At 68.0% G+C, this 22,812-nt stretch carries 17 protein-coding genes; 11 read left to right on the top strand and 6 right to left on the bottom strand.

Features of this window, described 5'->3' with window-relative positions; genetic code table 11:
- The first annotated feature begins 5 nt into the window (after window positions 1-5).
- Together ACOQOP_RS18730 and ACOQOP_RS18725 are read left to right on the top strand one after the other, a co-directional pair.
- The gene (locus tag ACOQOP_RS18730) at window positions 6-1,004 is read left to right on the top strand and encodes an ABC transporter permease (protein WP_420563331.1); all 999 of its coding nucleotides are present in this window, start codon (window positions 6-8) and stop codon (window positions 1,002-1,004) included.
- Complete coding sequence (locus tag ACOQOP_RS18725; protein WP_420563330.1) at window positions 1,001-2,173, top strand: ABC transporter permease; 1,173 nt, start codon at window positions 1,001-1,003, stop codon at window positions 2,171-2,173. The genes ACOQOP_RS18730 and ACOQOP_RS18725 overlap by 4 nt, the downstream gene beginning before the upstream one ends.
- A gap of 163 nt (window positions 2,174-2,336) precedes the next feature.
- Here the strand turns inward: ACOQOP_RS18725 and ACOQOP_RS18720 are convergent, their stop codons facing one another.
- Window positions 2,337-3,431, bottom strand: a complete 1,095-nt coding sequence (locus tag ACOQOP_RS18720) for a methyltransferase domain-containing protein (RefSeq protein ID WP_420563329.1) — start codon at window positions 3,429-3,431, stop codon at window positions 2,337-2,339.
- A gap of 180 nt (window positions 3,432-3,611) precedes the next feature.
- On the opposite strand from ACOQOP_RS18720, the gene ACOQOP_RS18715 reads away from it, so the two are divergent.
- A complete protein-coding gene (locus tag ACOQOP_RS18715) occupies window positions 3,612-4,805 on the top strand; it encodes a phosphoglycerate kinase (protein WP_420563328.1) in 1,194 nt (397 codons plus the stop codon).
- A 158-nt stretch (window positions 4,806-4,963) separates the two neighbouring features.
- A complete protein-coding gene (locus tag ACOQOP_RS18710; RefSeq protein ID WP_420563327.1) occupies window positions 4,964-6,565 on the top strand; it encodes a phosphoenolpyruvate carboxykinase in 1,602 nt (533 codons plus the stop codon).
- A gap of 63 nt (window positions 6,566-6,628) precedes the next feature.
- On the opposite strand, the gene ACOQOP_RS18705 is transcribed toward ACOQOP_RS18710, so the two are convergent.
- Window positions 6,629-7,348, bottom strand: a complete 720-nt coding sequence (locus tag ACOQOP_RS18705) for a methyltransferase domain-containing protein (RefSeq protein ID WP_420563326.1) — start codon at window positions 7,346-7,348, stop codon at window positions 6,629-6,631.
- Between the two features lie 59 nt (window positions 7,349-7,407).
- Window positions 7,408-7,866, bottom strand: a complete 459-nt coding sequence (locus ACOQOP_RS18700) for a phasin family protein (protein ID WP_420563325.1) — start codon at window positions 7,864-7,866, stop codon at window positions 7,408-7,410.
- Window positions 7,867-8,193: 327 nt separating this feature from the next.
- On the opposite strand from ACOQOP_RS18700, the gene mdh reads away from it, so the two are divergent.
- The 6 genes from mdh (at window position 8,194) to lpdA (ending at window position 17,200) form a co-directional block, all read left to right on the top strand.
- The gene (mdh, locus tag ACOQOP_RS18695; protein WP_420563324.1) at window positions 8,194-9,147 is read left to right on the top strand and encodes a malate dehydrogenase; all 954 of its coding nucleotides are present in this window, start codon (window positions 8,194-8,196) and stop codon (window positions 9,145-9,147) included.
- Between the two features lie 37 nt (window positions 9,148-9,184).
- Window positions 9,185-10,354 carry an ADP-forming succinate--CoA ligase subunit beta gene (gene sucC, locus ACOQOP_RS18690; RefSeq protein WP_420563323.1) on the top strand — a complete coding sequence of 390 codons (1,170 nt, stop codon included), beginning with the start codon at window positions 9,185-9,187 and terminating at the stop codon, window positions 10,352-10,354.
- Complete coding sequence (sucD, locus tag ACOQOP_RS18685) at window positions 10,354-11,229, top strand: succinate--CoA ligase subunit alpha (protein WP_420563322.1); 876 nt, start codon at window positions 10,354-10,356, stop codon at window positions 11,227-11,229. Before sucC ends, sucD begins: the two co-directional genes overlap by 1 nt.
- A 207-nt stretch (window positions 11,230-11,436) precedes the next feature.
- On the top strand, window positions 11,437-14,337 hold the full coding sequence (locus ACOQOP_RS18680) for a 2-oxoglutarate dehydrogenase E1 component (RefSeq protein ID WP_420563321.1): 2,901 nt from the start codon (window positions 11,437-11,439) through the stop codon (window positions 14,335-14,337).
- 101 nt (window positions 14,338-14,438) lie between these two features.
- Entirely contained in the window at window positions 14,439-15,740 is a 1,302-nt protein-coding gene (gene odhB / locus ACOQOP_RS18675; protein WP_420563320.1) for a 2-oxoglutarate dehydrogenase complex dihydrolipoyllysine-residue succinyltransferase, read from the top strand.
- Window positions 15,741-15,793: 53 nt separating this feature from the next.
- Entirely contained in the window at window positions 15,794-17,200 is a 1,407-nt protein-coding gene (lpdA, locus tag ACOQOP_RS18670; protein ID WP_420563319.1) for a dihydrolipoyl dehydrogenase, read from the top strand.
- A gap of 532 nt (window positions 17,201-17,732) precedes the next feature.
- Here the strand turns inward: lpdA and ACOQOP_RS18665 are convergent.
- From ACOQOP_RS18665 to fsa, 3 genes are read right to left on the bottom strand one after another with little or no spacing between them, the layout of a single operon-like run.
- Window positions 17,733-18,695 (bottom strand): tyrosine recombinase XerC, encoded by a 963-nt coding sequence (locus ACOQOP_RS18665; RefSeq protein WP_420563318.1) that lies wholly within the window; start codon window positions 18,693-18,695, stop codon window positions 17,733-17,735.
- Window positions 18,674-19,411, bottom strand: coding sequence for a DUF484 family protein (locus ACOQOP_RS18660; protein ID WP_420563317.1), 738 nt, complete (start codon window positions 19,409-19,411; stop codon window positions 18,674-18,676). Before ACOQOP_RS18660 ends, ACOQOP_RS18665 begins: the two co-directional genes overlap by 22 nt.
- Complete coding sequence (gene fsa, locus ACOQOP_RS18655; RefSeq protein ID WP_420563316.1) at window positions 19,408-20,082, bottom strand: fructose-6-phosphate aldolase; 675 nt, start codon at window positions 20,080-20,082, stop codon at window positions 19,408-19,410. The genes ACOQOP_RS18660 and fsa overlap by 4 nt, the downstream gene beginning before the upstream one ends.
- Before the next feature lie 232 nt (window positions 20,083-20,314).
- On the opposite strand from fsa, the gene ACOQOP_RS18650 reads away from it, so the two are divergent.
- Window positions 20,315-22,519: a primosomal protein N' gene (locus tag ACOQOP_RS18650; RefSeq protein ID WP_420563315.1), complete on the top strand. Its 2,205-nt coding sequence runs from the start codon at window positions 20,315-20,317 to the stop codon at window positions 22,517-22,519.
- Window positions 22,520-22,812: the final 293 nt, after the last annotated feature.

Genomic DNA, 22,812 nt, shown 5'->3' with positions numbered 1-22,812 from the left:
CGCCCGTGCTCGACTATCTCGCCCGCCGGATCCTGGTGATGATCCCGACGCTGATCGCGATCAGCATCATCACCTTCATCATCATCCAGCTTCCGCCGGGCGATTACCTGTCGACCCTGATGGCCGAGATGGAGAGCCAGGGCGAGGCGGTGGACCCGGCCAAGATCGCCGCCCTGCGCGCCCAGTACGGCCTGGATAAGCCGCTGTGGGAGCAGTACCTGGTCTGGGCCGTCGGCATGCTCCGGGGCGATTTCGGCTACAGCTTCGAGTACCAGCTCCCGGTCAGCGACGTGGTCGGCGACCGGGTGCTGATGACCATCGTGCTGAACTTCGCCACGATCCTGTTCATCTACGTGGTGTCGTTCCCGATCGGCATCTACTCGGCCACCCACCAGTACAGCGTCGGCGATTACGGGCTGACCTTCATCGGCTTCCTCGGCCTCGCCACGCCCAACTTCCTGCTGGCGCTGATCCTGCTGTACTTCGCCAATGTCTGGTTCGGCACCTCCATCGGCGGCCTGATGGACCCGAGCTACATCGACCAGCCCTGGAGCCTCGGCAAGGTGATGTCCGTGCTGGAGCACCTCTGGGTGCCCGTGGTCGTCATCGGCACGGCGGGCACGGCCGCGATGATCCGCCGGCTGCGCGCCAACCTGCTGGACGAGTTGCAGAAGCAGTATGTGATCACCGCCCGGGCCAAGGGCCTGCCGCCGTTCCGGGCGCTGATGAAGTATCCGCTGCGCATGGCCATGAACCCGTTCATCTCCGATATCGGCAACATGCTGCCCCAGGTGGTGTCGGGCTCGGCCGTGGTGTCCATGGTGCTGTCGCTGCCGACCACCGGGCCGATGCTGATCAACGCGCTGCAGAGCCAGGACATGTATCTGGCCGGCTCGTTCCTGATGTTCCTGGCGGCGCTGACGGTGGTCGGCATGCTGCTGTCCGACCTGGCCCTCGCCTGGCTCGACCCGCGGATCCGGCTCGGCGGGGGGACCGCGCGATGAGCATGGCCAATCCGCACCGGCCCAAGGCGAAGCATTTCGTCGATACCGCCCCCTTCGATCCGGAACGCGACGAGGTCCTGACGCCGGAGCAGGAACGCTACTACATGGCGTCCCAGTGGCGGATGATGTGGTGGAAGCTGAAGCGCCACCGGCTCGCCGTCGTCTCCGGCCTGTTCCTGCTGCTGCTCTACGCCTCGGTTCTGATCTCCGAGATGATCGCGCCCTATGCGCTGACCAGCCGGCATACCGACCATATCTACGCCCCGCCCCAATCGGTGCAGCTGTTCCGCGACGGCCGGTTCGTCGGCCCCTATGTGCTGGGCTACGACTACGAGCTGGATCTGCGCACCCTGAAGCGGGTCTACACCGCCAATCCGGACAAGGTGCAGCCGCTACGCTTCTTCTGTTCCGGCGACACCTACCGGTTCTGGGGCCAGATCGAGATGGACTTCCATCTGGTCTGCCCAGCCGAGGGCGGCACCCTGTTCCTGCTCGGCACCGATCGGCTGGGGCGCGACGTGTTCTCGCGCATCGTCTACGGCACGCGGATCTCGCTGACCGTCGGCCTGATCGGCATCATCGTCAGTTTCGTGCTGGGCATCGTGATCGGCGGGCTGGCGGGGTATTACGGCGGCTGGGTCGATGCCTGCATCCAGCGGGTCATCGAGGTCATCCGCTCCTTCCCGGAGCTGCCGCTCTGGATGGCGCTGTCGGCGGCGCTGCCGGTGACCTGGTCGCCGATCCTGGTCTATTTCGGCATCACCCTGATCCTCGGCCTGCTCGACTGGACCGGTCTCGCCCGGGCGGTGCGCTCCAAGCTGCTCAGCCTGCGCGAGGAGGATTTCTGCGTCGCCGCCGAGCTGATGGGCGCCAAGCCCAAGCGCATCATCGGCCGCCACCTGCTGCCGAGCTTCATGAGCCACCTGATCGCCTCGGCGACCCTGTCGATCCCGACCATGATCCTGGGCGAGACGGCCCTGTCCTTCCTCGGCCTCGGTTTGCGCCCGCCGATCACCAGCTGGGGCGTGCTGCTGACCGAGGCGCAGAACATCAACGCGGTGGAGCTCTATCCGTGGATCATGACCCCGGTGGTGCCGGTGATCCTGGTGGTGCTGGCGTTCAACTTCTTCGGCGACGGGCTTCGCGACGCGGCGGATCCGTATAAGTAGGGGTTCCGCTTCCCGTTCCCCCACCCCTCACTCCCCGGACTTGTTCCGGGGCCTACCCCAGGGCGTGGCACGGGCCTTTAAGAACCTCGACGGGCCGTAACCGCGGACGTGTGGGCCCCGGAACAAGTCCGGGGAGTGAGTGAAGGGGGGTGGGTGAGGAGCCCTAGCGCTTGCCGGCGACGAACACCTTGGACAGATACGCCTTCGTCACCCCGTCCACCGAGAACCCGGCCGCCTCCATCAACCCAGGCACGTCCGACCCGATCCAGTCGGCGTAATACGGCTCGTGGAACTGATCGGGAAAACTCCGCAGCACCGGATCGAGCGCCGGGGTGTCGCCGAGCTGGAGCGAGTCGACCAGCACCAGCCGGCCGCCCGGCTTCAGCACGCGGAGCACCTCGGCCAGGACCGCAGCGCGGATCTTCTTCGGCAGTTCGTGGAACAGGTAGGTCGCGGTCACCAGGTCGACCGACGCGTCGGGCAGCGGGATCGCCTCCGCCTTGGCCCGGTGCCAGGTGACGTTCCGCCCGGCCAGCCGGCGCTGCGCCTTGTCGAGATAGGCCCGGGACAGGTCGAGCCCGTGCAGGTCGAGCCCCGGAGCCGCCTGACCCACCGCCTCCAGCATCGCCCCGGTGCCGGTCGCCAGATCCAGCAGCGTGTAGCCCGCGCCGAATTCCGCCCCGTCCGGCGATCCCCGGGCCCGTAGCCAGTCGACCACCGGCACCACGCCCTGGCGCCGCATGGCCTGGGCCAGGCCGCCGAACAGCACCTCCACCTGGGTGTCGTAGAGATCGGCCGATTCCTCGGTCAGCCAGCCGCCGGACTGATAGTGGAAGTTCTGCAGGTAGTAGCGCGGATAGCCGCCCTCCTCGTCGGGCAACGGCTGGGCCGCCGGCTCCTGGCCCTGCTTCATCCGCCGCCGCAGCGCCACCTTCGGCAGGTCGCGCCAGTAGCCGGCCATCTCGCCCACGGCACCCGGCCGGGGCCGCAGGTCCGCCGGCATCGGATAGGTGCCCTGGCGCACATGGGCAGCGTCGCGGGCCATCAGCCGCAGCGCGCCCCGGGTCAGCGCCGCCTGGATCCGCGCGCCCATCAGCCGTCCGCGCAGGGTCGGTCGGCGCCTCTCGCCCGGGTCGATCCGCGCGAACCAGGCCCGCGTCGCCACGTAGTTTCCGAGATACCAGGCCATCCGCGTGCCCTGGCCGAGGCCGTAGCCGAGCAGCGTGCCGGGCCGGCCGGAAGGGGTCGTGATGCTCATGGGGAAGAAATCGGGCGGCGCGGCAGTCTATCAAGGGTGAGGCAACCGAGAGTTCGGCCGAGACGCCCCACGCGCCCGGACCCGGCGTCGGAAGGGTTGTCGCACCGGCCGCGGTGTGGCAAATCCCCGCGCAACCCGGATCGACAAGGGCCGGTTTCGTAGCTGGGGGAGAGACCCGAGATGGCCGATTACCGTACTCTCGACGGCGCCGACGTCGCCGGTAAGCGCGTGCTGCTGCGCCTGGACCTGAACGTTCCGATGAAGGACGGCGCCGTCACCGACGCCACCCGGATCGAGCGTGCCGCCCCCACCGTCGCCGAGCTGGCCGGCAAGGGCGCCAAGGTGGTGGTCGTCTCCCATTACGGCCGGCCCAAGGGCAAGCCGAACGCCGAAATGTCCCTGCAGCCGATCGTCGAGCCGCTGGCCAAGGCGGTCGGCCGGCCGGTCGCCTTCGCGCCGGACTGCATCGGTGCCGCCGCCGAGGGCGCGGTCGCCGGGCTGTCCGACGGCGACGTGGTGCTGCTGGAGAACCTGCGCTTCCATGACGGCGAGGAGGCCAACGACCCCGATTTCGTCGCCGGTCTGGTCAAGCTGGCCGACCTCTACGTGAACGACGCCTTCTCTGCCGCCCACCGGGCCCATGGCTCGATCGACGGGGTGGCGCGCAAGCTGCCGGCCTATGCCGGGCGTCTGATGGAGGCCGAGCTGACGGCCCTGACCCGCGCCCTGGAGCGTCCGGAGCGTCCGGTCGCCGCGGTGGTCGGCGGCGCGAAGGTCAGCACCAAGCTCGACCTGCTTGGCAACCTGGTCGCCCGCGTGGACGTGCTCGCCATCGGCGGCGGCATGGCCAACACCTTCCTGCATGCGGGCGGCGTGGAGATCGGCAAGTCCCTGGCGGAGCGCGACCTGGCCGAGACGGTGAAGCAGATCCAGGCCAAGGCGGATGCCGCCGGCTGCGACATCCTGCTGGCGGTGGACGCGGTGGTCGCCGACACCCTGGCGGCGGGCGTGGAAACCCGCACGGTCGATATTCTCGACGTGCCAGAGGATAAAATGATCCTCGACGTCGGTCCCAAGACCGTGGCCGCCATCGCCAAGCGGCTGGAAGGCTGCAAGACCCTGGTGTGGAACGGCCCGGTCGGCGCGTTCGAGACCGAGCCCTTCGACGCCGGCACCAACGCCCTGGCCAAGGCGGCGGCGGACCTGACCGACCGGGGCCAGATCCTGTCGGTGGCCGGCGGCGGCGACACGGTGGCGGCCCTGGCCCATGCCGGGGTGATCGACCGGTTCTCCTACGTCTCCACGGCGGGCGGCGCCTTCCTGGAATGGCTGGAGGGCAAGGATCTGCCCGGCGTGGCGGTGCTCAAGGCCTGACGCCAGAGCCTGGCGCTCGGGAGCCTGCGCGACGTATCGCCGCGCCGCAGGCCGGTAATTTTCGGGGCGGATCGTTGCGTTTCGGTGACAGTTCGCCTATCCAAACTGCGTCCGGCCAAAAAAATGAGCCGGCGTTCAGCGTTATCTGGAGAGGACACGTGGGCAACAGCGCGACACGCATGGACCTGACCTCGCACGGCTTGACCAATCTGGGCACCCAGCACTGGGATCTCGGCCCCGCCCTGCTGACCGAGCACGCCATCCGGCGCGGCGAGGCCCGGCTTTCCGCCCATGGGGCGGTGGTCGTGTCGACCGGCGAACACACCGGCCGCTCGCCGAAGGACAAGTTCATCGTCCGCGACGCCGCGACGGAGAAGACGGTCAACTGGGGCAGCATCAACCAGCCGATCGACCGCAGCGCCTTCGACGCGATGCATGCCCGGGTGCAGGCCTACTACCACGGCCGCGACGCCTATGTGCTGAACTGCTACGCCGGCGCCGACCCGGACCACCGCCTGAAGGTGCGGGTGGTGACCGAGACCGCCTGGCAGAACCTGTTCGCCCGCAACATGTTCATCCGCCCGCCGGCGGAGGACCTGCCGGGCTTCGAGCCGGACTTCACCATCCTGCACGCGCCGGGCCTGACCGCCCGCGGGGAGAAGGACGGGGTCCGCTCCGCCACCTTCATCCTGGTCGATTTCGACCGCCGCATGATCCTGATCGGCGGCTCCAGCTATGCCGGCGAGATCAAGAAGTCGATCTTCGGCGTGCTGAACTACCTGCTGCCCGACCGCGGCGTCATGCCGATGCACTGCTCGGCCAATATCGGCCCGAAGGGCGACAGCGCGATCTTCTTCGGCCTGTCCGGCACCGGCAAGACGACCCTGTCGGCCGACGGCAGCCGCACCCTGATCGGCGACGACGAGCACGGCTGGTCGGAGAACGGCATCTTCAACTTCGAGGGCGGCTGCTACGCCAAGGTCATCAAGCTCAGCGAAGAGGCCGAGCCGGAGATCTGGGCCGCCTCCCACCGCTTCGGCACCGTGCTGGAGAACGTGGTGATGGATCCGGTCACCCGGATGCTGAACCTGGACAGCGCCGAACTGACCGAGAACACCCGGGCCTGCTACCCGATCGACTACATCCCGAACACCTCGGCCACCGGCATGGCCGGCCACCCCGTGAATGTGGTGATGCTGACCGCCGACGCCTTCGGCGTGCTGCCGCCGATCTCCCGGCTGACCCCGGAACAGGCGATGTACCACTTCCTGTCCGGCTACACCGCGCGGGTTGCCGGCACCGAGAAGGGCGTGACCGAGCCGCAGGCGACCTTCTCGACCTGCTTCGGCGCGCCGTTCATGCCGCGTCACCCGAGCGTCTATGGCGAGATGCTGCGCGAGCGCATCGCCCGCCATGGGGCGACCTGCTGGCTGGTGAACACCGGCTGGTCCGGCGGCCGCGCCGGCGCCGGCGGCGAGCGCATGAAGATCGCCTATACGCGGGCCATGGTCCGCGCCGCCCTGGACGGCTCGCTCACCGGCGCGCCGGTGCAGGAAGACGGCCAGTTCGGCCTGCTGGTGCCGGAAAGCTGCCCGAACGTGCCGACCGGCGTGCTGCGTCCGCGTGGTGCCTGGAGCGACGGCAACGCCTATGACACCACCGCGGGCGAGCTGCGCGGCCGCTTCGAGGAGAACTTCAAACCGTTCGAGGCCTTCGTCGACGACAGCGTGAAGGCCGCCGGCGTCCGCCGCGCCGCCTGACGCCCGACCGCAGACACGATCACCGGGCCGGTACCGCTTCCCGCGGGCCGGCCCGTCGCGTTTTCAGCGGCGCTCGAACACCAGGTTGACGAACAGCGCCGGCAGGTAGCGCCGGGCGATCGGCAGCTTGGGCTGCTGCTCCTGGCGGCGCAGCATGGCGATGTTCTCCTGCTGCTCGAACACCGTCTCGAACAGCCGGCCCTCGATCCCGAACGGGGTGCGGGCCAGGTCGATCTGGCCGTCGATGGTGATCTTGTAGGCGGCATCCAGGCCGGAGCCAGTGGCGCTGTAGTACATGTCCACCGGGGCGAGATCCGGGAACAGCTCCAGCAGGCCGCGGAACGAGAAGCGCCAGAAATCGTCGGGATAACCGTGGAACGCCTGGACCCAGGGCACGGCGACATAGAGGGTGCCGCCCGGCGCCAGGAGCCGCGCGACATTGTCGGCCGCCTCGAAGGGTCGGCGCACGTGCTCCAGCACATGCTGGCACAAGATCAGGCCGAACCGTCGGCCGCCCAGCGCCGCGTCGAGTTTCTCGAAGGGCCAGCAGAGATCGGCGACCACGTCGACGCCGTCCCCGTCGGCGATGTCGAGCCCGGTGAAGTCGCGGCCGGCCATCCGGTTGCGCCAGTTCGTCTCGACCCGGTCGACCACCTCGATCCGGGAGCCGATCTGCAGCACGGGATCCGCACCCCGGGCCGCAATCCGCTGGGTCTCCACCGCACTGGTGGAGGAGACGACGTCGATCTTCGGGGTCGGCCCGCCCGGGGCGTTCTCTGACATGACGTCAGTCGTGCCCTAGAAGGGCCGACGGGATCAAGTGGCGCCGCGCCGGCGGCCCCTCAGGCGCCCGGGGTTCGGGACGCGTCGGCGACGAACTTCTGTCCGATCTCGCCCAGCTTCCTGGCCTCGGCCATGTAATCGTCGGCCGCCTTCTTCATCCATTCCTGCTGCATCTCCGCCGCTTCGGCGAAGGAGCCGCAGCCGGCCAGGGCATGTCCGAACTCGGCGTCGTAGCGCAGGCGTTCGGCGACGAACCGGGTCATCTCCTGGTTCAGCTCGGCCATCCCCTCCACATAGCGGCCGAAGGCCTGGGAGGTGGCTTCCACAAGCGGCCCCTGGAAGGCGGTGAGGGTCGCGGCCTGCTTGTCGGCGGTCTCGGTCCATCCGTTAGCCTGGGCGGCCTCCCGCGCGGCCTTGGCCACGGTCTTGGTGGTCTTCTCCACCGCCTCGCGGCCGGCGTTCACCGTCTCGTCGACGGTCTGTTCGACCCCGGAGGTCTCTTTCGGCTGCTTGTTCATGGTGCTCTCCCTTGAGGTTGCGACCCCCCGCGCCGGGTCGGACGGCGGCACCCGCGGCACGCCGTACGGTCTGCGGACCCGACTGACTCCCATCCTATGGAACTCAGGTTGCAATCGTGTTGATCTGAATCAACCGGGTTGAAAAAGTCGATTTTTCCGGGCTCGGCCCCGCTGATCGACCCCAAGCTCACGATTCGCTCCCACACGCGGTTGCCCGCGCAACGGAAACGCGCTATGCCGCATCGCACATATCTCGGGCCGTCGCCGGCCGCCTCAGCCGCCGGCAGCCGCGGGATGTCCAGGCCAACGCTTGCGACAGGGGAAATCATGGCTCGCAACAAGATCGCGCTCGTGGGCGCGGGTAATATCGGTGGCACGCTGGCGCTTCTCGCCGGCCTCAAGGATCTCGGCGATGTGGTGTTGTTCGACATCGTCGACGGCGTGCCCCAGGGCAAGGCGCTGGACATCGCCGAAGCCTCGCCGGTCGAAGGTTTCGACTCGGTGCTCACCGGCGCCAGCGACTACTCGGCGATCGCCGGGGCGGACGTGGTGATCGTCACCGCCGGCATCCCGCGCAAGCCGGGCATGAGCCGCGACGACCTGATCGGCACCAACGCGAAGGTCATGAAGGCCGTCGGCGAAGGCATCAAGGCCAACTGCCCGGACGCGTTCGTGATCTGCATCACCAATCCGCTCGACGTCATGGTCGGCCTGCTGCAGAAGTACAGCGGCCTGCCGAAGAACAAGGTCGTCGGCATGGCCGGCGTGCTCGACAGCGCCCGCTTCCGCTACTTCCTGGCCGAAGAGTTCGGGGTGTCCGTCGAGGATGTGACCGCCTTCGTGCTCGGCGGCCATGGCGACACCATGGTGCCGCTGATCCGCTACTCCACCGTCGCCGGCATCCCGGTTCCCGACCTGATCAAGATGGGCTGGTCGAGCCAGGAGAAGATCGACCAGATCGTCCAGCGCACCCGCGACGGCGGTGCCGAGATCGTCGGCCTGCTGAAGACCGGCTCGGCGTTCTACGCCCCGGCCAGTTCGGCGATCCAGATGGCCGAGTCCTACCTGAAGGACAAGAAGCGGGTCCTGCCCTGTGCGGCCTATGTGGACGGCCAGTACGGTCTGAACGGCCTCTATGTCGGTGTCCCGACCGTGCTCGGCGCCGACGGCGTGGAGAAGATCGTGGAGATCGAGCTGAACGCCGACGAGAAGGCGATGTTCGAGCACTCGGTCAACGCCGTTAAAACCCTCAACGAAGTCGCCGCGGGCCTGCCCGATTGACGGGTAAGCGCGCTCGCACCGTACGGAGCGGGGAACGATGAACATTCATGAGTATCAGGCCAAGACCCTCTTGGCCAAATATGGCGTCGCCGTGCCCAAGGGCGGGGTGGCGTTCACGCCGGACGAGGCCGTGAAGGTCGCCGAAGGCCTGGGCGGACCGGTCTACGTCGTCAAGGCGCAGATCCATGCTGGCGGCCGCGGCAAGGGCGGCGGCGTCAAGGTCGTGAAGTCGATCGAGGACGTCCGGTCCGAGGCGGAGCGGATGCTGGGCATGACCCTGGTCACGCACCAGACCGGCCCGGAAGGCAAGGAAGTGAAGCGGGTCTATGTGGAGGAAGGCTCCGACATCGCCCGTGAGCTGTACCTGTCGCTGCTGGTCGACCGGTCGACCTCGCGGGTGACCGTGATCGCCTCCACCGAGGGCGGCATGGACATCGAAGAGGTCGCCGAGAAGACCCCGGAGAAGATCCTGACCGTGGCGATCGACCCGGTGACCGGCATGTCTGGTCACTACGCCCGGCGCATCGCCTTCGCGCTCGGCCTGGAAGGCAAGCAGATCGGCGCGGCGGTGAAGTTCCTGACCGGCCTGTACGACGCCTTCACCGGCCTCGACGCGTCGCTGATGGAGATCAACCCGCTGGTCGTGACCGGTGCGGGCGACCTGATCGCCCTCGATGCGAAGATGAACTTCGACGACAACGCCCTCTACCGTCACAAGGACGTCGCCGAGATGCGCGACGAGGACGAAGAGGATCCGATGGAGCTCGAGGCGGGCAAGTACGAGCTGAACTACGTGAAGCTCGACGGCTCGATCGGCTGCATGGTCAACGGCGCCGGCCTGGCGATGGCCACCATGGACATCATCAAGCTGTACGGCGGCGAGCCGGCCAACTTCCTGGATGTCGGCGGCGGGGCGACGAAGGAGCGGGTCACCGCGGCCTTCAAGATCATCCTGTCCGACAAGAACGTCGAAGGCATCCTGGTCAACATCTTCGGCGGCATCATGCGCTGCGACGTGATCGCCGAGGGCGTGGTCGCCGCGGCCAAGGAAGTCAGCCTGCACGTGCCGCTGGTGGTGCGCCTGGAAGGCACCAATGTCGAGCTCGGCAAGCAGATCCTGGCCGATAGCGGCCTGCCGATCGTCTCCGCCGACAACCTGGGCGACGCCGCCCAGAAAATCGTCAAAGCCGTGAAGGAGGCCGCGTAATGGCCGTTCTTATCGACGAGAACACGAAGGTCATCTGCCAGGGATTCACCGGCAGCCAGGGCACCTTCCACAGCGAGCAGGCGATCAAGTACGGCACCAAGATGGTCGGCGGTGTGACCCCCGGTAAGGGCGGCCAGACCCATCTCGACCTGCCGGTGTTCGACACGGTCGAGGACGCGGTCAAAAAGACCGGCGCCAATGCCAGCGTGATCTACGTTCCGCCGCCCTTCGCCGCGGACTCCATTTTGGAGGCGATCGACGCCGAGCTGCCGCTGGTGATCTGCATCACCGAGGGCATCCCGGTCATGGACATGATCAAGGTCAAGCGCGCCCTCACCGGCACCAAGACCCGCCTGATCGGTCCGAACTGCCCGGGCGTGATCACCCCGGACGCCTGCAAGATCGGCATCATGCCGGGCCACATCCACAAGCGCGGCAAGATCGGCATCGTGTCGAAGTCGGGCACGCTGACCTACGAGGCGGTGGCGCAGACCACGGCGGCCGGCCTCGGCCAGTCGACCTGTGTGGGCATCGGCGGCGACCCGGTCAACGGCACCAGCTTCATCGACGTGCTGGAGATGTTCCTGGCCGATGACGAGACCCAGGGCATCATCATGATCGGCGAGATCGGCGGCTCGGCCGAGGAAGAGGCGGCCGAGTTCCTGAAGTCGAACTCCAAGAAGAAGCCGGTCGCCGGCTTCATCGCCGGTGTGACCGCCCCTCCGGGCCGGCGCATGGGCCATGCGGGCGCCATCATCGCCGGCGGCAAGGGCGGTGCCGGCGACAAGATCGAGGCCATGAAGTCTGCCGGCATCAAGGTGTCGGACAGCCCGGCGGCCCTCGGCGAGACCATGGTCGCGGCGATGCGCGGCTGACCACGACGACCAGGGCGGGGCTGCCACGGCCCCGCCCCCGGTCCGCTGCCCTTGATCCGTCAGGGAGATCGGTGGACCATGGAAATATCACTGAATGTTAACTATTCATTTGGTGTAGTGGCAGGGACGACGCCGGGGAGAGCCGGCAGGTGGGGCCGCCGACGCGGGTGGATGGCTCCGCAGCGAGCGCAGAGGCGGTAAACGCAAATGTCCATGGACTATCAGGACTACACCTTTCTGAACGGCGCCAACGCTCCGTTCATGGCGGAACTTTTCGCGCGATACCTTGAGAATCCGGCCTCGGTCGACGACAGCTGGCGTCAGTATTTCGACGCGCTGAGCGACGACGTCGACGCCGCGACAACGGACGTGCGGGGGCCCAGTTTCGCCGCCCGGACCACCAAGATCATCGGCGCGGCCGACCCGGATGCGGCCCCGAAGAAACCCGGCAAGAAGGCCGATGCGAGCGCGCTGTCCACCGACGACGTGCGCGCCGCCACGCTCGATTCGCTGCGGGCGATCATGCTGATCCGCGCCTACCGGATCCGCGGCCACCTCAAGGCCAAGCTCGATCCGCTGGGCCTGGAGGCGCCGACGCCGCATCCGGAGCTCGACCCGGAGACCTACGGCTTCACCGATGCCGACTGGGACCGCCCGATCTTCATCAACAACGTGCTGGGCCTGGAGACGGCGACCCTGCGCGAGATCATGGACGTCCTGGAGAGCACCTATTGCGGCTCCATCGGCGTGGAGTTCATGCACATCCAGGACCCGGCCCAGAAGGCCTGGATCCAGGAGCGCATAGAGCAGATCCGCAACCAGACCGACTTCACCCCGCTCGGCAAGCGCACCATCCTGGAGCGCCTGACCGCGGCCGAGAGCTTCGAGAAGTTCCTGGCCGTGAAGTATGTCGGCACCAAGCGCTTCGGCCTCGACGGCGGCGAGACGCTGATCCCGGCGCTGGAGCAGATCCTCAAGCGCGGCAGCCAGCTCGGCCTGGAGGAGGTGGTGCTCGGCATGCCGCACCGCGGCCGCCTGAGCGTGCTCTGCAACTTCATGAGCAAGCCGTTCCGCGCCATCATCTCGGAGTTCCTGGGCAATCCGGCGAACCCGGAGGATGCCGGCGGCTCCGGCGACGTGAAGTACCATATGGGCGTATCCGCCGACCGCGAGTTCGACGGCGCCAACGTGCACCTCACCCTGAACGCCAACCCGTCGCATCTTGAGATCGTGAACCCGGTCGTGCTCGGCCGCGTGCGCGCCAAGCAGCAGCAGCGTCAGGACCGGGACCACAAGAAGGTCATGGGCATCCTGCTGCACGGCGACGCGGCCTTCGCCGGCCAGGGCGTGGTGGCGGAGACCTTCGATTTCTCCGGCCTGCGCGGCTACAAGACCGGCGGCACGATCCATATCGTGGTGAACAACCAGATCGGCTTCACCACCAGCCCGCACTATTCCCGCTCGTCCCCGTACCCGACGGACGTGGCGAAGATGGTGATGGCGCCGATCTTCCACGTGAACGGCGATGACCCGGAGGCGACGGTCCATGTGGCCCGCATCGCGGCGGAATTCCGTCAGGAATTCAACTGCGACGTGGTCATCGACATGATCTGCTACCGCCGCTTCGGCCATAACGAGGGCGACGAGCCGCGCTTCACCCAGCCGCTGATGTACGAGAAGATCGGCGAGCACAAGACCACCCGCGAGCTCTATGCCGAGAAGCTGGTCAAGGACGGCACGCTCACCAAGGAAGAGACCGACAAGATCCTCGACGACGAGAACGCCTATCTCGCCGAGGAGTTCGAGGCCGGCCTCTCCTACAAGCCGAACAAGGCCGACTGGCTGGAAGGCAAGTGGTCCGGCCTGAAGGTCGCCTCCGGCGATGCCCGGCGCGGCAGCACCGGCGTCGACGTCAAGGAACTGAAGCGCATCGGCGAGAAGCTCTGCGAGGTACCGGAGGGCTTCAACCTGAACAGCAAGCTCAACCGCTTCATCTCCGCCCGCAAGAAGGCGATCGAGAGCGGCGAGGGCATCGACTGGTCGACCGGCGAGGCGCTCGGCTTCGCCACACTGCTGACCGAGGGCTTCATGGTCCGTCTGTCGGGCCAGGACAGCCAGCGCGGCACCTTCTCCCAGCGTCACTCGGTCTATATCGACCAGAAGACCGAGGAGCGGTACGTCCCGCTGAACCACATCCAGGACAAGCAGGCCCATTACGAGGTCATCGACAGCCCGCTGTCCGAGGCCGGCGTGCTCGGCTTCGAATACGGCTACAGCCAGGCGGAGCCGAACGCGCTGACCTGCTGGGAGGCCCAGTTCGGCGACTTCGCCAACGGCGCCCAGGTGATCATGGACCAGTTCGTCTCCTCCGGTGAGGCGAAGTGGCTGCGCATGTCCGGCCTGGTGATGCTGCTGCCCCACGGCTACGAAGGCCAGGGACCGGAGCACTCCTCGGCCCGGATCGAGCGCTACCTGCAGCTCTGCGGAGAGGACAACATGCAGGTGGTGAACTGCACCACGCCGGCGAACTACTTCCACGTCCTGCGCCGGCAGTTGCACCGCGACTTCCGCAAGCCGCTGATCATCTTCACGCCGAAATCGCTGCTGCGCCACAAGCTGGCGGTGTCGAAGCTGGAGGAGATGGGCCGCGACACGACCTTCCACCGGGTGCTCTACGACAACGACACCCTGTGCGCCGACAAGGACGTGAAACGCGTCGTGATCTGCTCGGGCAAGGTCTATTACGACCTCTACGAGGAGCGCGAGAAGCGCGGCATCAAGGACGTCTTCTTCCTGCGTCTGGAACAGATGTATCCGTTCCCGCGCAAGGCCCTGCTGCAGGAGCTGTCGCGCTTCCCGCAGGCCGAGGTCGTGTGGTGTCAGGAGGAGCCGGCGAACATGGGTCCCTGGACCTTCGTCGACCGCCGCCTGGAGGACGTGCTGATCGAGCTGGACGGCGCCTGCAAGCGCCCGCGCTATGTGGGGCGCCGCGAGGCCGCCTCGCCGGCCACCGGCAATGCCAGCCGTCACGCCCGCGAGCAGGCCGCCCTGGTCGACGAAGCCCTCACCGTGGACATGGCAAGCAAGGGACGCATGGCTGCCGAGTAAAGCCTGAACACGTCGAGACGCTGACACCATATATAACGCAACACGGCGGACACCCCGGCGGGTCCGCCGACGCATGACGAAAGATGAAGAGGACCAAGGGTATGGCGACGGAGATCAAGGTTCCGACACTCGGGGAGTCCGTCTCCGAAGCGACGGTTGCGAAATGGATGAAGTCGCCGGGCGATGCCGTCGCCGCCGACGAGCCGTTGGTCGAGCTTGAGACCGACAAGGTCACCCTCGAGGTCAACGCGCCGGCCGCCGGCGTGCTCGCCGAGATCTCCGCCAAGGAAGGCTCCGAGGTCGAGGTCGGCGCCCTGCTCGGCACCATCGACGAGGGCGCGACCGCGGCCCCGAAGAAGGAAGAGCCGAAGAAGCAGGACGCCAAGTCCGAGGCTCCGAAGGAGGAGCCGAAGAAGGAAGAGCCTAAGAAGGAAGCCGCCAAGCCGGCTCCGGCCGCCGCTCCCGCCGCGTCCTCCGGCGGCTACGAGGTGAAGACCATGTCGCCGGCCGTGCGCAAGCTGGTCGACGAGAACAACCTGGACCCCTCCAAGATCAAGCCGACCGGCAAAGACGGCCGTCTTGTGAAGGAAGACGTGCAGAAGGCGATCGAGGCCGGCACCGCGAAGCGCTCGTTCAGCGCCGCCCCAGCCGGTGGCGGTGCCGCCGCTGCTCCGTCCGGCCCGCCGCCGCCGCGTCCGGAGGATGAGCGCGAGGAGCGGGTGAAGATGACCCGCCTGCGCCAGGCCATCGCCCGGCGCCTGAAGGAAGCCCAGAACACCGCGGCCATGCTGACCACCTTCAACGAGGTGGACATGACCAACGTCATGGCCCTGCGCAACGAGTACAAGGACGGCTTCGAGAAGAAGCACGGCGTGAAGCTCGGCTTCATGAGCTTCTTCGTGAAGTCCTGCATCGCCGCGCTGCAGGAGCTGCCTGCGGTCAATGCGGAGATCTACGGCGACGAGATCATCTACAAGAACTTCTTCGATGTCGGCGTCGCCGTCGGCACCCCGTCGGGCCTCGTCGTTCCGATCCTGCGCGATGCCGACAAGCTCTCCTTCGCCGGTGTGGAGAAGGGGATCTACGACCTCGGCGTGAAGGCGCGCGACGGCAAGCTGTCCCTGGCCGAGATGCAGGGCGGCACCTTCACCATCTCGAACGGCGGCGTCTACGGCTCGCTGATGTCGACCCCGATCCTGAACCCGCCGCAGTCGGGCATCCTGGGCATGCACAAGATCCAGCCGCGGCCGATGGCGATCGGCAACTCGGTCGAGATCCGCCCGATGATGTACCTGGCGCTGAGCTACGACCACCGGATCGTCGACGGCCGCGAGGCGGTGACCTTCCTGGTCAAGGTGAAGGACGCCATCGAGGATCCGCGCCGCCTGCTGCTGGACCTGTAGGCCACACGCCACCGCCCCGGTTACACCGGTACGATTACCCTTGGGAGTTCCCCATGTCTGACAAGTACGATCTCGTGGTCATCGGCGGTGGGCCGGGTGGCTATGTCGCCGCCATCCGGGCCGCCCAGCTCGGGCTGAAGACCGCCTGCGTGGAGAAGCGCGAGGCGCTCGGCGGTACCTGCCTGAACATCGGCTGCATCCCGTCCAAGGCGCTGCTGAACGCCTCGGAGAAGTATTCCGAGGTCGAGCACCATCTGGGCGATTTCGGCATCGAGGTCTCGGCCCCGAAGCTGAACGTCAAGAAGCTGATGGAGAAGAAGACCGAGATCGTCACCGGCCTGACCGACGGTATCGGCTTCCTGTTCAAGAAGAACAAGGTCGACTGGCTGCAAGGCACCGGCAAGGTCACCGCCCCGGGCAAAGTGGAAGTCACCCCGGCCAATGGCAAGAAGCAGACGGTCGAGTGCGACAGGATCCTGATCGCCACCGGCTCCGAGCCGACCCCGCTGCCGGGCGTCGAGGTCGACGAGAAGCAGATCGTCACCTCCACCGGCGCGCTCGAGCTGACCAAGGTGCCCAAGCACCTGATCGTCATCGGCGGCGGCGTGATCGGCCTGGAGCTGGGCTCGGTATGGAAGCGCTTCGGCGCCAAGGTCACCGTGGTCGAGTTCCTGGACCGCATCGTGCCGACCATGGACCAGGACGTGGGCAAGCGCTTCAAGCGCACCCTGGAAAAGCAGGGCATCGAGTTCCGGATGTCCACCAAGGTCACCGGGGCGAAGACCACCAAGACCCAGGTCACCCTGACCCTGGAGCCCGCCGCCGGCGGCGATGCCGAGGAACTGAAGGGCGACGTGGTGCTGGTCGCCATCGGCCGGCGCCCGTATTTCGAGAGCCTGGGCCTGGACGATCTTGGGGTCGAGCGCGACAAGCGCGGCTTCATTCAGGTCGATGAGGATTATCAGACCAACGTGGAAGGCATCTTCGCCATCGGCGACGCCATTCCGGGCCCGATGCTGGCCCATAAGGCCGAGGAGGACGGGGTCGCCGCGGTCGAGATCATGGCCGGCCAGTCCACCCATGTGGACTACAACCTGGTGCCGAACATCATCTACACATGGCCGGAAGTGGCCTCGGTCGGCCAGACCGAGGAGCAGCTGAAGGAAGCCGGGATCGAGTACCGCAAGGGCGTGTTCCCGTTCTCCGCCAACAGCCGCGCGCGGGCCAACGCCGATACCGACGGGCAGGTGAAGATCCTGGCCGACAAGAAGACCGACCGGGTGCTCGGCGCCCATATCCTGGGCCCGGATGCCGGCACGCTGATCCACGAGATCTGCGCGATCATGGAGTTCGGCGGCTCGGCCGAGGACGTCGCCCGCACCTGCCACGGCCACCCGACCCTCAGCGAAGCGGTCAAGGAAGCGGCGCTCGCGGTGGACGGCCGGCCCATCCACATCTGAGGTCGGCTATTCGGACTAAGGGGGCGCCGGAGCAATCCGGCGCCCTTTCTCTATCTTCCAGTCCCCCTCGTACACTCCCCGTCCCGGATTAAATCCGGGATTATTCCGGGGTCCACACATCCGCGCGCCGGAACCCTACCGGTAGGGCTCGTGCGATCCTAAGCGTGGGTCCCGGAATAAATCCGGGGAGTGGGTTTGGTGGTTGTGAGAGAAGGCCCTTCGACACGCCCCGGATTAAGTCCGGGGCTGCTCAGCGGCCCTGGCGGTGGATGGTCGTCCGATCCACATCTGAGGTTGGGTCTACGGATTAAGAGGGCGCCGGAGCAATCCGGCGCCCTTTTTTCGTTCTATCCCCCAACTTCTCACTCCCCGGATTTATTCCGGGGCCAGGCCCAGGATCGCTTGAGCACCTATCGGTGAGGCTCGGACTCGCGGAACCGCTTGCCCCGGAATAATCCCGGATTTAATCCGGGACGGGGAGTGGATTTGGTGAAATTAAGGGGGCGTAGTTAGGAATTGAAGCGCCTTAGCCCTACCGCCGGTCCCGCGGATGGGCCAGCCGATGGATGTCCATCAGCCGCTTTGCGTCCACATCCGTATAGCGCTGGGTCGTCGACAGCGAGGCGTGCCCCAGCAGCTCCTGGATCGCCCGCAGGTCGCCACCGCCGGCCAGCAGATGCGTCGCAAACGAGTGCCGCAGCGCATGGGGTGTCGCGCTCTCCGGCAGGCCCAGATAGCCGCGCAGGAGCTGCAGCCGCTCCTGCACCCGGCGCGGGCTGAGCCGCTTGCCCTTCACCCCGACGAACAGCGGCCCGTCCGGCGCCAGCACGAAGGGCACCTGCGTCAGGTACGTCTCCACCGCCTGGCGCACCACGGGCAGGACCGGCACGATCCGCGTCTTGTTGCCCTTGCCGGTGATGGACAGGGTCTCGCCCAGGGGGGCGACCGAGCGGTCCAGTCCCAGCGCCTCGCCCACCCGCAGCCCGCAGCCGTAGAGCAGCGACACCACCGCCGCGTCCCGGGCCGCCACCCAGGGCTCGTCCTCCAGGTCGCCGACGCTCTCCAGGGCGTCCGCCGCCTCGCCCACGGTCAGCGCCTTGGGCACCGAGCGCGGCACCCGCGGCCCGCGCACCCCGCCGATCGCGGCGTTGGACACCGCGCCGCGCCGCTCCAGAAAGCGGAAGAAGCCGCGGATCACCGACAGGGCCCGGGCCGTGGAGGTCTTGGACAGCCCGGTCATCGCCCGCTCGGCCAGCCAGGCGCGGAAATCCGCGGGGCCGAGCCGGGACAGGTCGCCGGGGCTGGCCGGTCCGCCCAGATGGCCGGAGAGAAACTGAAGGAAGCTGCTGAGGTCGTGTTCGTAGGCGGTGAGGGTGTGGGCCGACATGCGCTTCTCGACCCGCATCCAGTCCCGCCACGCGGCGATCAGCGGCGCGAGCGCGTCGCCATGGGTGGCGGTCGCCCCGCCGTCGTCTAGCTCGGCAGGTGCAGCCACTGTCGGATCATGCATTCCAGCGACCGGCCGAGGAAGCCGAGCAGCTCGGTGCCCTGGCCCGGCTGGAAGGCGTCCGGCCGGCGCGAGCCCAGGGCCAGGAGACCCACCGGCGCCTGGCTGGAGGCCCGCAGGCGGCAGATCGCCTGGCTGCGCACCAGGCCGGCGGCCGAGGCGAAGAGCCGGGGATCGCCGTTGATGTCGGCGCAGAGCAGCACGTCCCGGTTCGGGCCGAGCATGCCGTCCACCGCCCCGTTCGGCAGGGCGCGGATACCGGCGGCATAGGCCTTGGGGATCGGCACGTCGCCGGTCTCCACCCCGATGGTGACGGCGTCCACGTCCAGCAGCACGGCGAGATCGGCCGTCACGGTCTGGATCATGGTCTCGAAGCTGGACGCCCGCAGGATCGCCAGCACGCTGTCATGCACCCGGGACTGTATGGACTGGTTGTTGCGCGCCGTGGTGACCAGGTAGTCCTGGGCGGCACGCAGCTTGTCGTTCTCCTCGCGCAGGCGGGTGACCATGGCCTGCTGGAAGTCGACCACATTGCCCTCGGACTGACCCGGCGGCACGAGGACGGCGAGGAGATCCGGATGCTCGTTCAGGAACTCCGGATTCTCCCGCAGATACGCAGCGACCCGGTCGGCCGTCAGCGCGCGCATCTCGCCCGAACGGGGCTTGCCGGCTGCCTGGGTCGGAACGGGTCCCTTCTCGGTCATGCGGCGTCGCTTTCCGGCGCCAGGATCGACTGGCCGGTCTTCGCCCAGTCGGCCATGAACGCCGCCAGACCCTTGTCGGTCAGCGGGTGGTTGTACATCGCGCGCAGGACCGACGGCGGCAGGGTCGAGACGTCGGCGCCCAGCTTGGCGGCTTCCACCACGTGGTGCGGGCCGCGCACGGAGGCGACCAGGATCTCGGTGGCGAAGTCGTAGGCGCCGTAGATCTCGACGATCTCGGCGATCAGGCCCATGCCCTCGGTGCCGATGTCGTCCAGGCGACCGACGAAGGGCGAGATGAAGGCGGCGCCGGCCTTGGCGGCCAGCAGCGCCTGGGCGGGCGAGAAGCAGAGGGTAACGTTGACCAGGGTGCCCTCGTCGGCCAGCACCTTGCAGGTCTTCAGCCCGTCGACCGTCAGCGGCACCTTGACCGCGATGTTGTCGGCGATGCCGCGCAGGTAGCGGCCCTCGCGCAGCATGGTCTCATGATCGGTCGCGGTGACCTCGGCGGAGACCGGGCCGGCGACCACGTCGCAGATCTCGGCGATGACCTCGGCGATCGGCCGGCCGGACTTGGCGATCAGCGAGGGATTGGTGGTGACCCCGTCGACCAGGCCGGTCGACGCCAGGTCGCGAATCTCCGCGACATCGGCAGTGTCGATGAAGAACTTCATGGGGCTCGTCTCCGTGTTCGGCAGTTGGCGGAGGCGTACGCGAGTCGCAGCCCGGAGTCTACCCCATCCCCCGGTAAGCGGCCACCGGAGAGCCGGGTTTCGCATGTGCAAAATAGGCTTCCGTTGTGACGGCGGGCCCGGCGGGCCACACTCGCCCGATTTTCGCATGATCGGCGCGCGCGCCGGCTCCGTTCACCCCGATCCCCAATGACCCGACCGTGACCGACCTGACGTGACCGACCTCCTGCCCCTCGACGACCCGTTCGACCGCGTCAGCGTGCTGCTGCCGCTGCCGCTGGACGTGGCCTATGACTACAAGGCGGATCCGGCCCTGGAGCTGGCGCGCGGCGACGTGGTGGAGGTGCCGCTGGGCCAGCGGCGCATGGTCGGCGTCGTGCTCGGCCCCGGAACCGACGAGTCGGTCGCGGCGGAGCGGCTGCGCGGGGTGTTTCGACGCTTCGAGGTGCCGCGCCTGCCGAAGAGTGTGATCGACCTGGTGGAATGGACCGCCGCCTGGACCCTCGCGCCGCGCGGCAATGTGGTGCGCATGGCGATCAGCACTCCCTCGGCCTTCGAGCCGCCGGCCCCTGTGGTCGTCCACACCGCCGGCGCTCAGGAGAACTGGACCGGCCAGGCCCGCCTCACCCCCGCCCGGCGCCGGGTGCTGTCGGTACTGTCCGACGGCCCGGCCCTGGAGCAGAAGGACCTGGCGCGCGAGGCAGGGGTTGGCCCGTCGGTGATCAAGGGCATGATCGAGTGCGGCATGGTGCAGCCCCACACCGTCGCCCAGCGCCCGCCCTTCGAGGCTCCGGACCCGACCCGCACCGGCCCGACCCTGAGCGGCGAGCAACGGGAAGCCGCCGATACGCTGTGCGCCAAGGTCCGGGCCCATGCCTTCTCGGTCACGGCCGTCGACGGCATCACCGGTTCGGGCAAGACGGAAGTGTATTTCGAGGCGATCGCCGCCGCCCTGGCGGCCGGAAAGCAGGCGCTGGTCCTGCTGCCGGAAATCGCCCTGTCGGCGGAGTGGCTGGAGCGGTTCGCCGATCGTTTCGGTGTCGAACCGGCCGTCTGGCACTCGGATCTGAAGCCGAAGGTGCGGCGCGAGACCTGGCGGGCGGTGGCGGAGGGCTCGGTGCGGGTGCTGGTCGGCGCCCGCTCCGCCCTGTTCCTGCCCTTCGCCGAGCTCGGCCTGATCGTGATCGATGAGGAGCATGAATCCGCCTACAAGCAGGAGGACGGGGTCGCCTACCACGCCCGCGACATGGCGGTGGTGCGCGCCCGGCTGGAGGGCATCCCCATCGCCCTGGTCAGCGCCACGCCCAGCCTGGAGACGGTGGAGAACGTGCGCCAGGGCCGCTACGGCGCGGTGCATCTGACCGCCCGCCCGGGCTCCGCCACCCTGCCCGAGGTCAAGCTGATCGACCTGCGCAAGCACGCGCCGGAGCGCGGCACCTTCCTGTCGCCGCCGCTGGTCGAGGCGGTGCAGCGCACCCTGGCGGAAGGAGAGCAGTCGATGCTGTTCCTGAACCGCCGGGGCTACGCGCCGCTGACCCTGTGCCGAAGCTGCGGCCATCGTCTGGAATGCCCGAACTGCACCGCCTGGCTGGTGGAGCACCGGCTGCTCGGCCGGCTGGTCTGTCACCATTGCGGCCTGTCGGCCCGGCTGCCCAAGCACTGCCCGTCCTGCGAGGCGGAGGACAGTTTCGTCGCCAGCGGCCCGGGCGTGGAGCGGCTGGCCGAGGAGGTGCTGGTCCGCTTCCCCGACGCCCGCTTCCAACTGGCCTCCTCCGACACGCTCACCGGGCCGGACAAGGCGGCGGAGTTCGTGCGCTCGGTGCGGGCGCGGGAGGTCGACATCATCATCGGGACCCAGGTCGTGGCCAAGGGCCACAACTTCCCCTGGCTGACCCTGGTGGGGGTGGTGGACGCGGATCTGGGGCTGGCGGGAGGCGACCTGCGGGCCTCCGAGCGGACCTACCAGCTCCTGCACCAGGTCTCGGGCCGCGCCGGGCGGGCCGAGCGGCCGGGCACGGTGCTGCTGCAGACCCATGCGCCGGAAACCCCGGTGATGCAGGCGCTGGCCGCCGGCGACCGCGAGGCCTTCCTGCAGTCGGAGATCGACCAGCGCAAAGCGTCCGGCATGCCGCCTTACGGGAGGCTGGCGGGGCTGGTGATCTCCGCCCCCGATGCCGACCGGGCCGATGCGGCGGCGCGGACGGTGGCGCGGGCGGCACCGCGGCTGAACGGCGTGACGATCCTGGGCCCGGCCCCGGCACCGATCACCATGCTGCGCGGCCGCCACCGCCGCCGCCTGCTGGTGAAGGCGGGGCGGCAGGTGAACATCCAGCAGGTGCTGCGCGACTGGCTGGCGCCGATCAAGCTGGAGGCCTCCGTGCGGCTCCAGGTGGACGTGGACCCGTACAGCTTCATGTAAGCCCGTTTTGCTCCTCTACGCCGTCTTCCCGGCCTTGCGCCGGGACCGAGAGCGGACGCGTGCCGGAGCGCCGAAGAGAACCAACCGACGCTCCAGCAACTCCTATTCTCGGTCCCGGCGCGCGGCCGGGAAGACGAGAATGAGGAAGAAGAAACCAACCTTTCCCAAATCTCACTCCCCGGACCTGTTCCGGGGCCTACGCCCGGGATTGCCCTGAAGCCCATGATCACGAGGCAGCGGTCGAGCGCCGCCCACACGTGGGCCCCGGCACGAGGCCGGGGAGACGAGAATGA

Origin of the sequence: Thalassobaculum sp. (genome assembly GCF_965223715.1) — a bacterium.
Taxonomy (GTDB): Bacteria; Pseudomonadota; Alphaproteobacteria; order Thalassobaculales; family Thalassobaculaceae; genus Thalassobaculum.
The sequence above is the reverse complement of the archived record's forward strand: the minus strand, read 5'-3'. Positions and strand labels throughout refer to the sequence as shown.

Excerpts from the sequence above, each read along its gene's own strand:
- ACOQOP_RS18725 (WP_420563330.1), top strand. The coding sequence starts at position 1,001 with ATGAGCATGGCCAATCCGCACCGGCCCAAGGCGAAGCATTTCGTCGAT.
- ACOQOP_RS18720 (WP_420563329.1), bottom strand. The coding sequence starts at position 3,431 with ATGAGCATCACGACCCCTTCCGGCCGGCCCGGCACGCTGCTCGGCTAC.
- ACOQOP_RS18715 (WP_420563328.1), top strand. The coding sequence starts at position 3,612 with ATGGCCGATTACCGTACTCTCGACGGCGCCGACGTCGCCGGTAAGCGC.
- ACOQOP_RS18705 (WP_420563326.1), bottom strand. The coding sequence starts at position 7,348 with ATGTCAGAGAACGCCCCGGGCGGGCCGACCCCGAAGATCGACGTCGTC.
- ACOQOP_RS18700 (WP_420563325.1), bottom strand. The coding sequence starts at position 7,866 with ATGAACAAGCAGCCGAAAGAGACCTCCGGGGTCGAACAGACCGTCGAC.
- mdh (WP_420563324.1), top strand. The coding sequence starts at position 8,194 with ATGGCTCGCAACAAGATCGCGCTCGTGGGCGCGGGTAATATCGGTGGC.
- sucC (WP_420563323.1), top strand. The coding sequence starts at position 9,185 with ATGAACATTCATGAGTATCAGGCCAAGACCCTCTTGGCCAAATATGGC.
- sucD (WP_420563322.1), top strand. The coding sequence starts at position 10,354 with ATGGCCGTTCTTATCGACGAGAACACGAAGGTCATCTGCCAGGGATTC.
- ACOQOP_RS18680 (WP_420563321.1), top strand. The coding sequence starts at position 11,437 with ATGTCCATGGACTATCAGGACTACACCTTTCTGAACGGCGCCAACGCT.
- odhB (WP_420563320.1), top strand. The coding sequence starts at position 14,439 with ATGGCGACGGAGATCAAGGTTCCGACACTCGGGGAGTCCGTCTCCGAA.
- lpdA (WP_420563319.1), top strand. The coding sequence starts at position 15,794 with ATGTCTGACAAGTACGATCTCGTGGTCATCGGCGGTGGGCCGGGTGGC.
- ACOQOP_RS18660 (WP_420563317.1), bottom strand. The coding sequence starts at position 19,411 with ATGACCGAGAAGGGACCCGTTCCGACCCAGGCAGCCGGCAAGCCCCGT.
- fsa (WP_420563316.1), bottom strand. The coding sequence starts at position 20,082 with ATGAAGTTCTTCATCGACACTGCCGATGTCGCGGAGATTCGCGACCTG.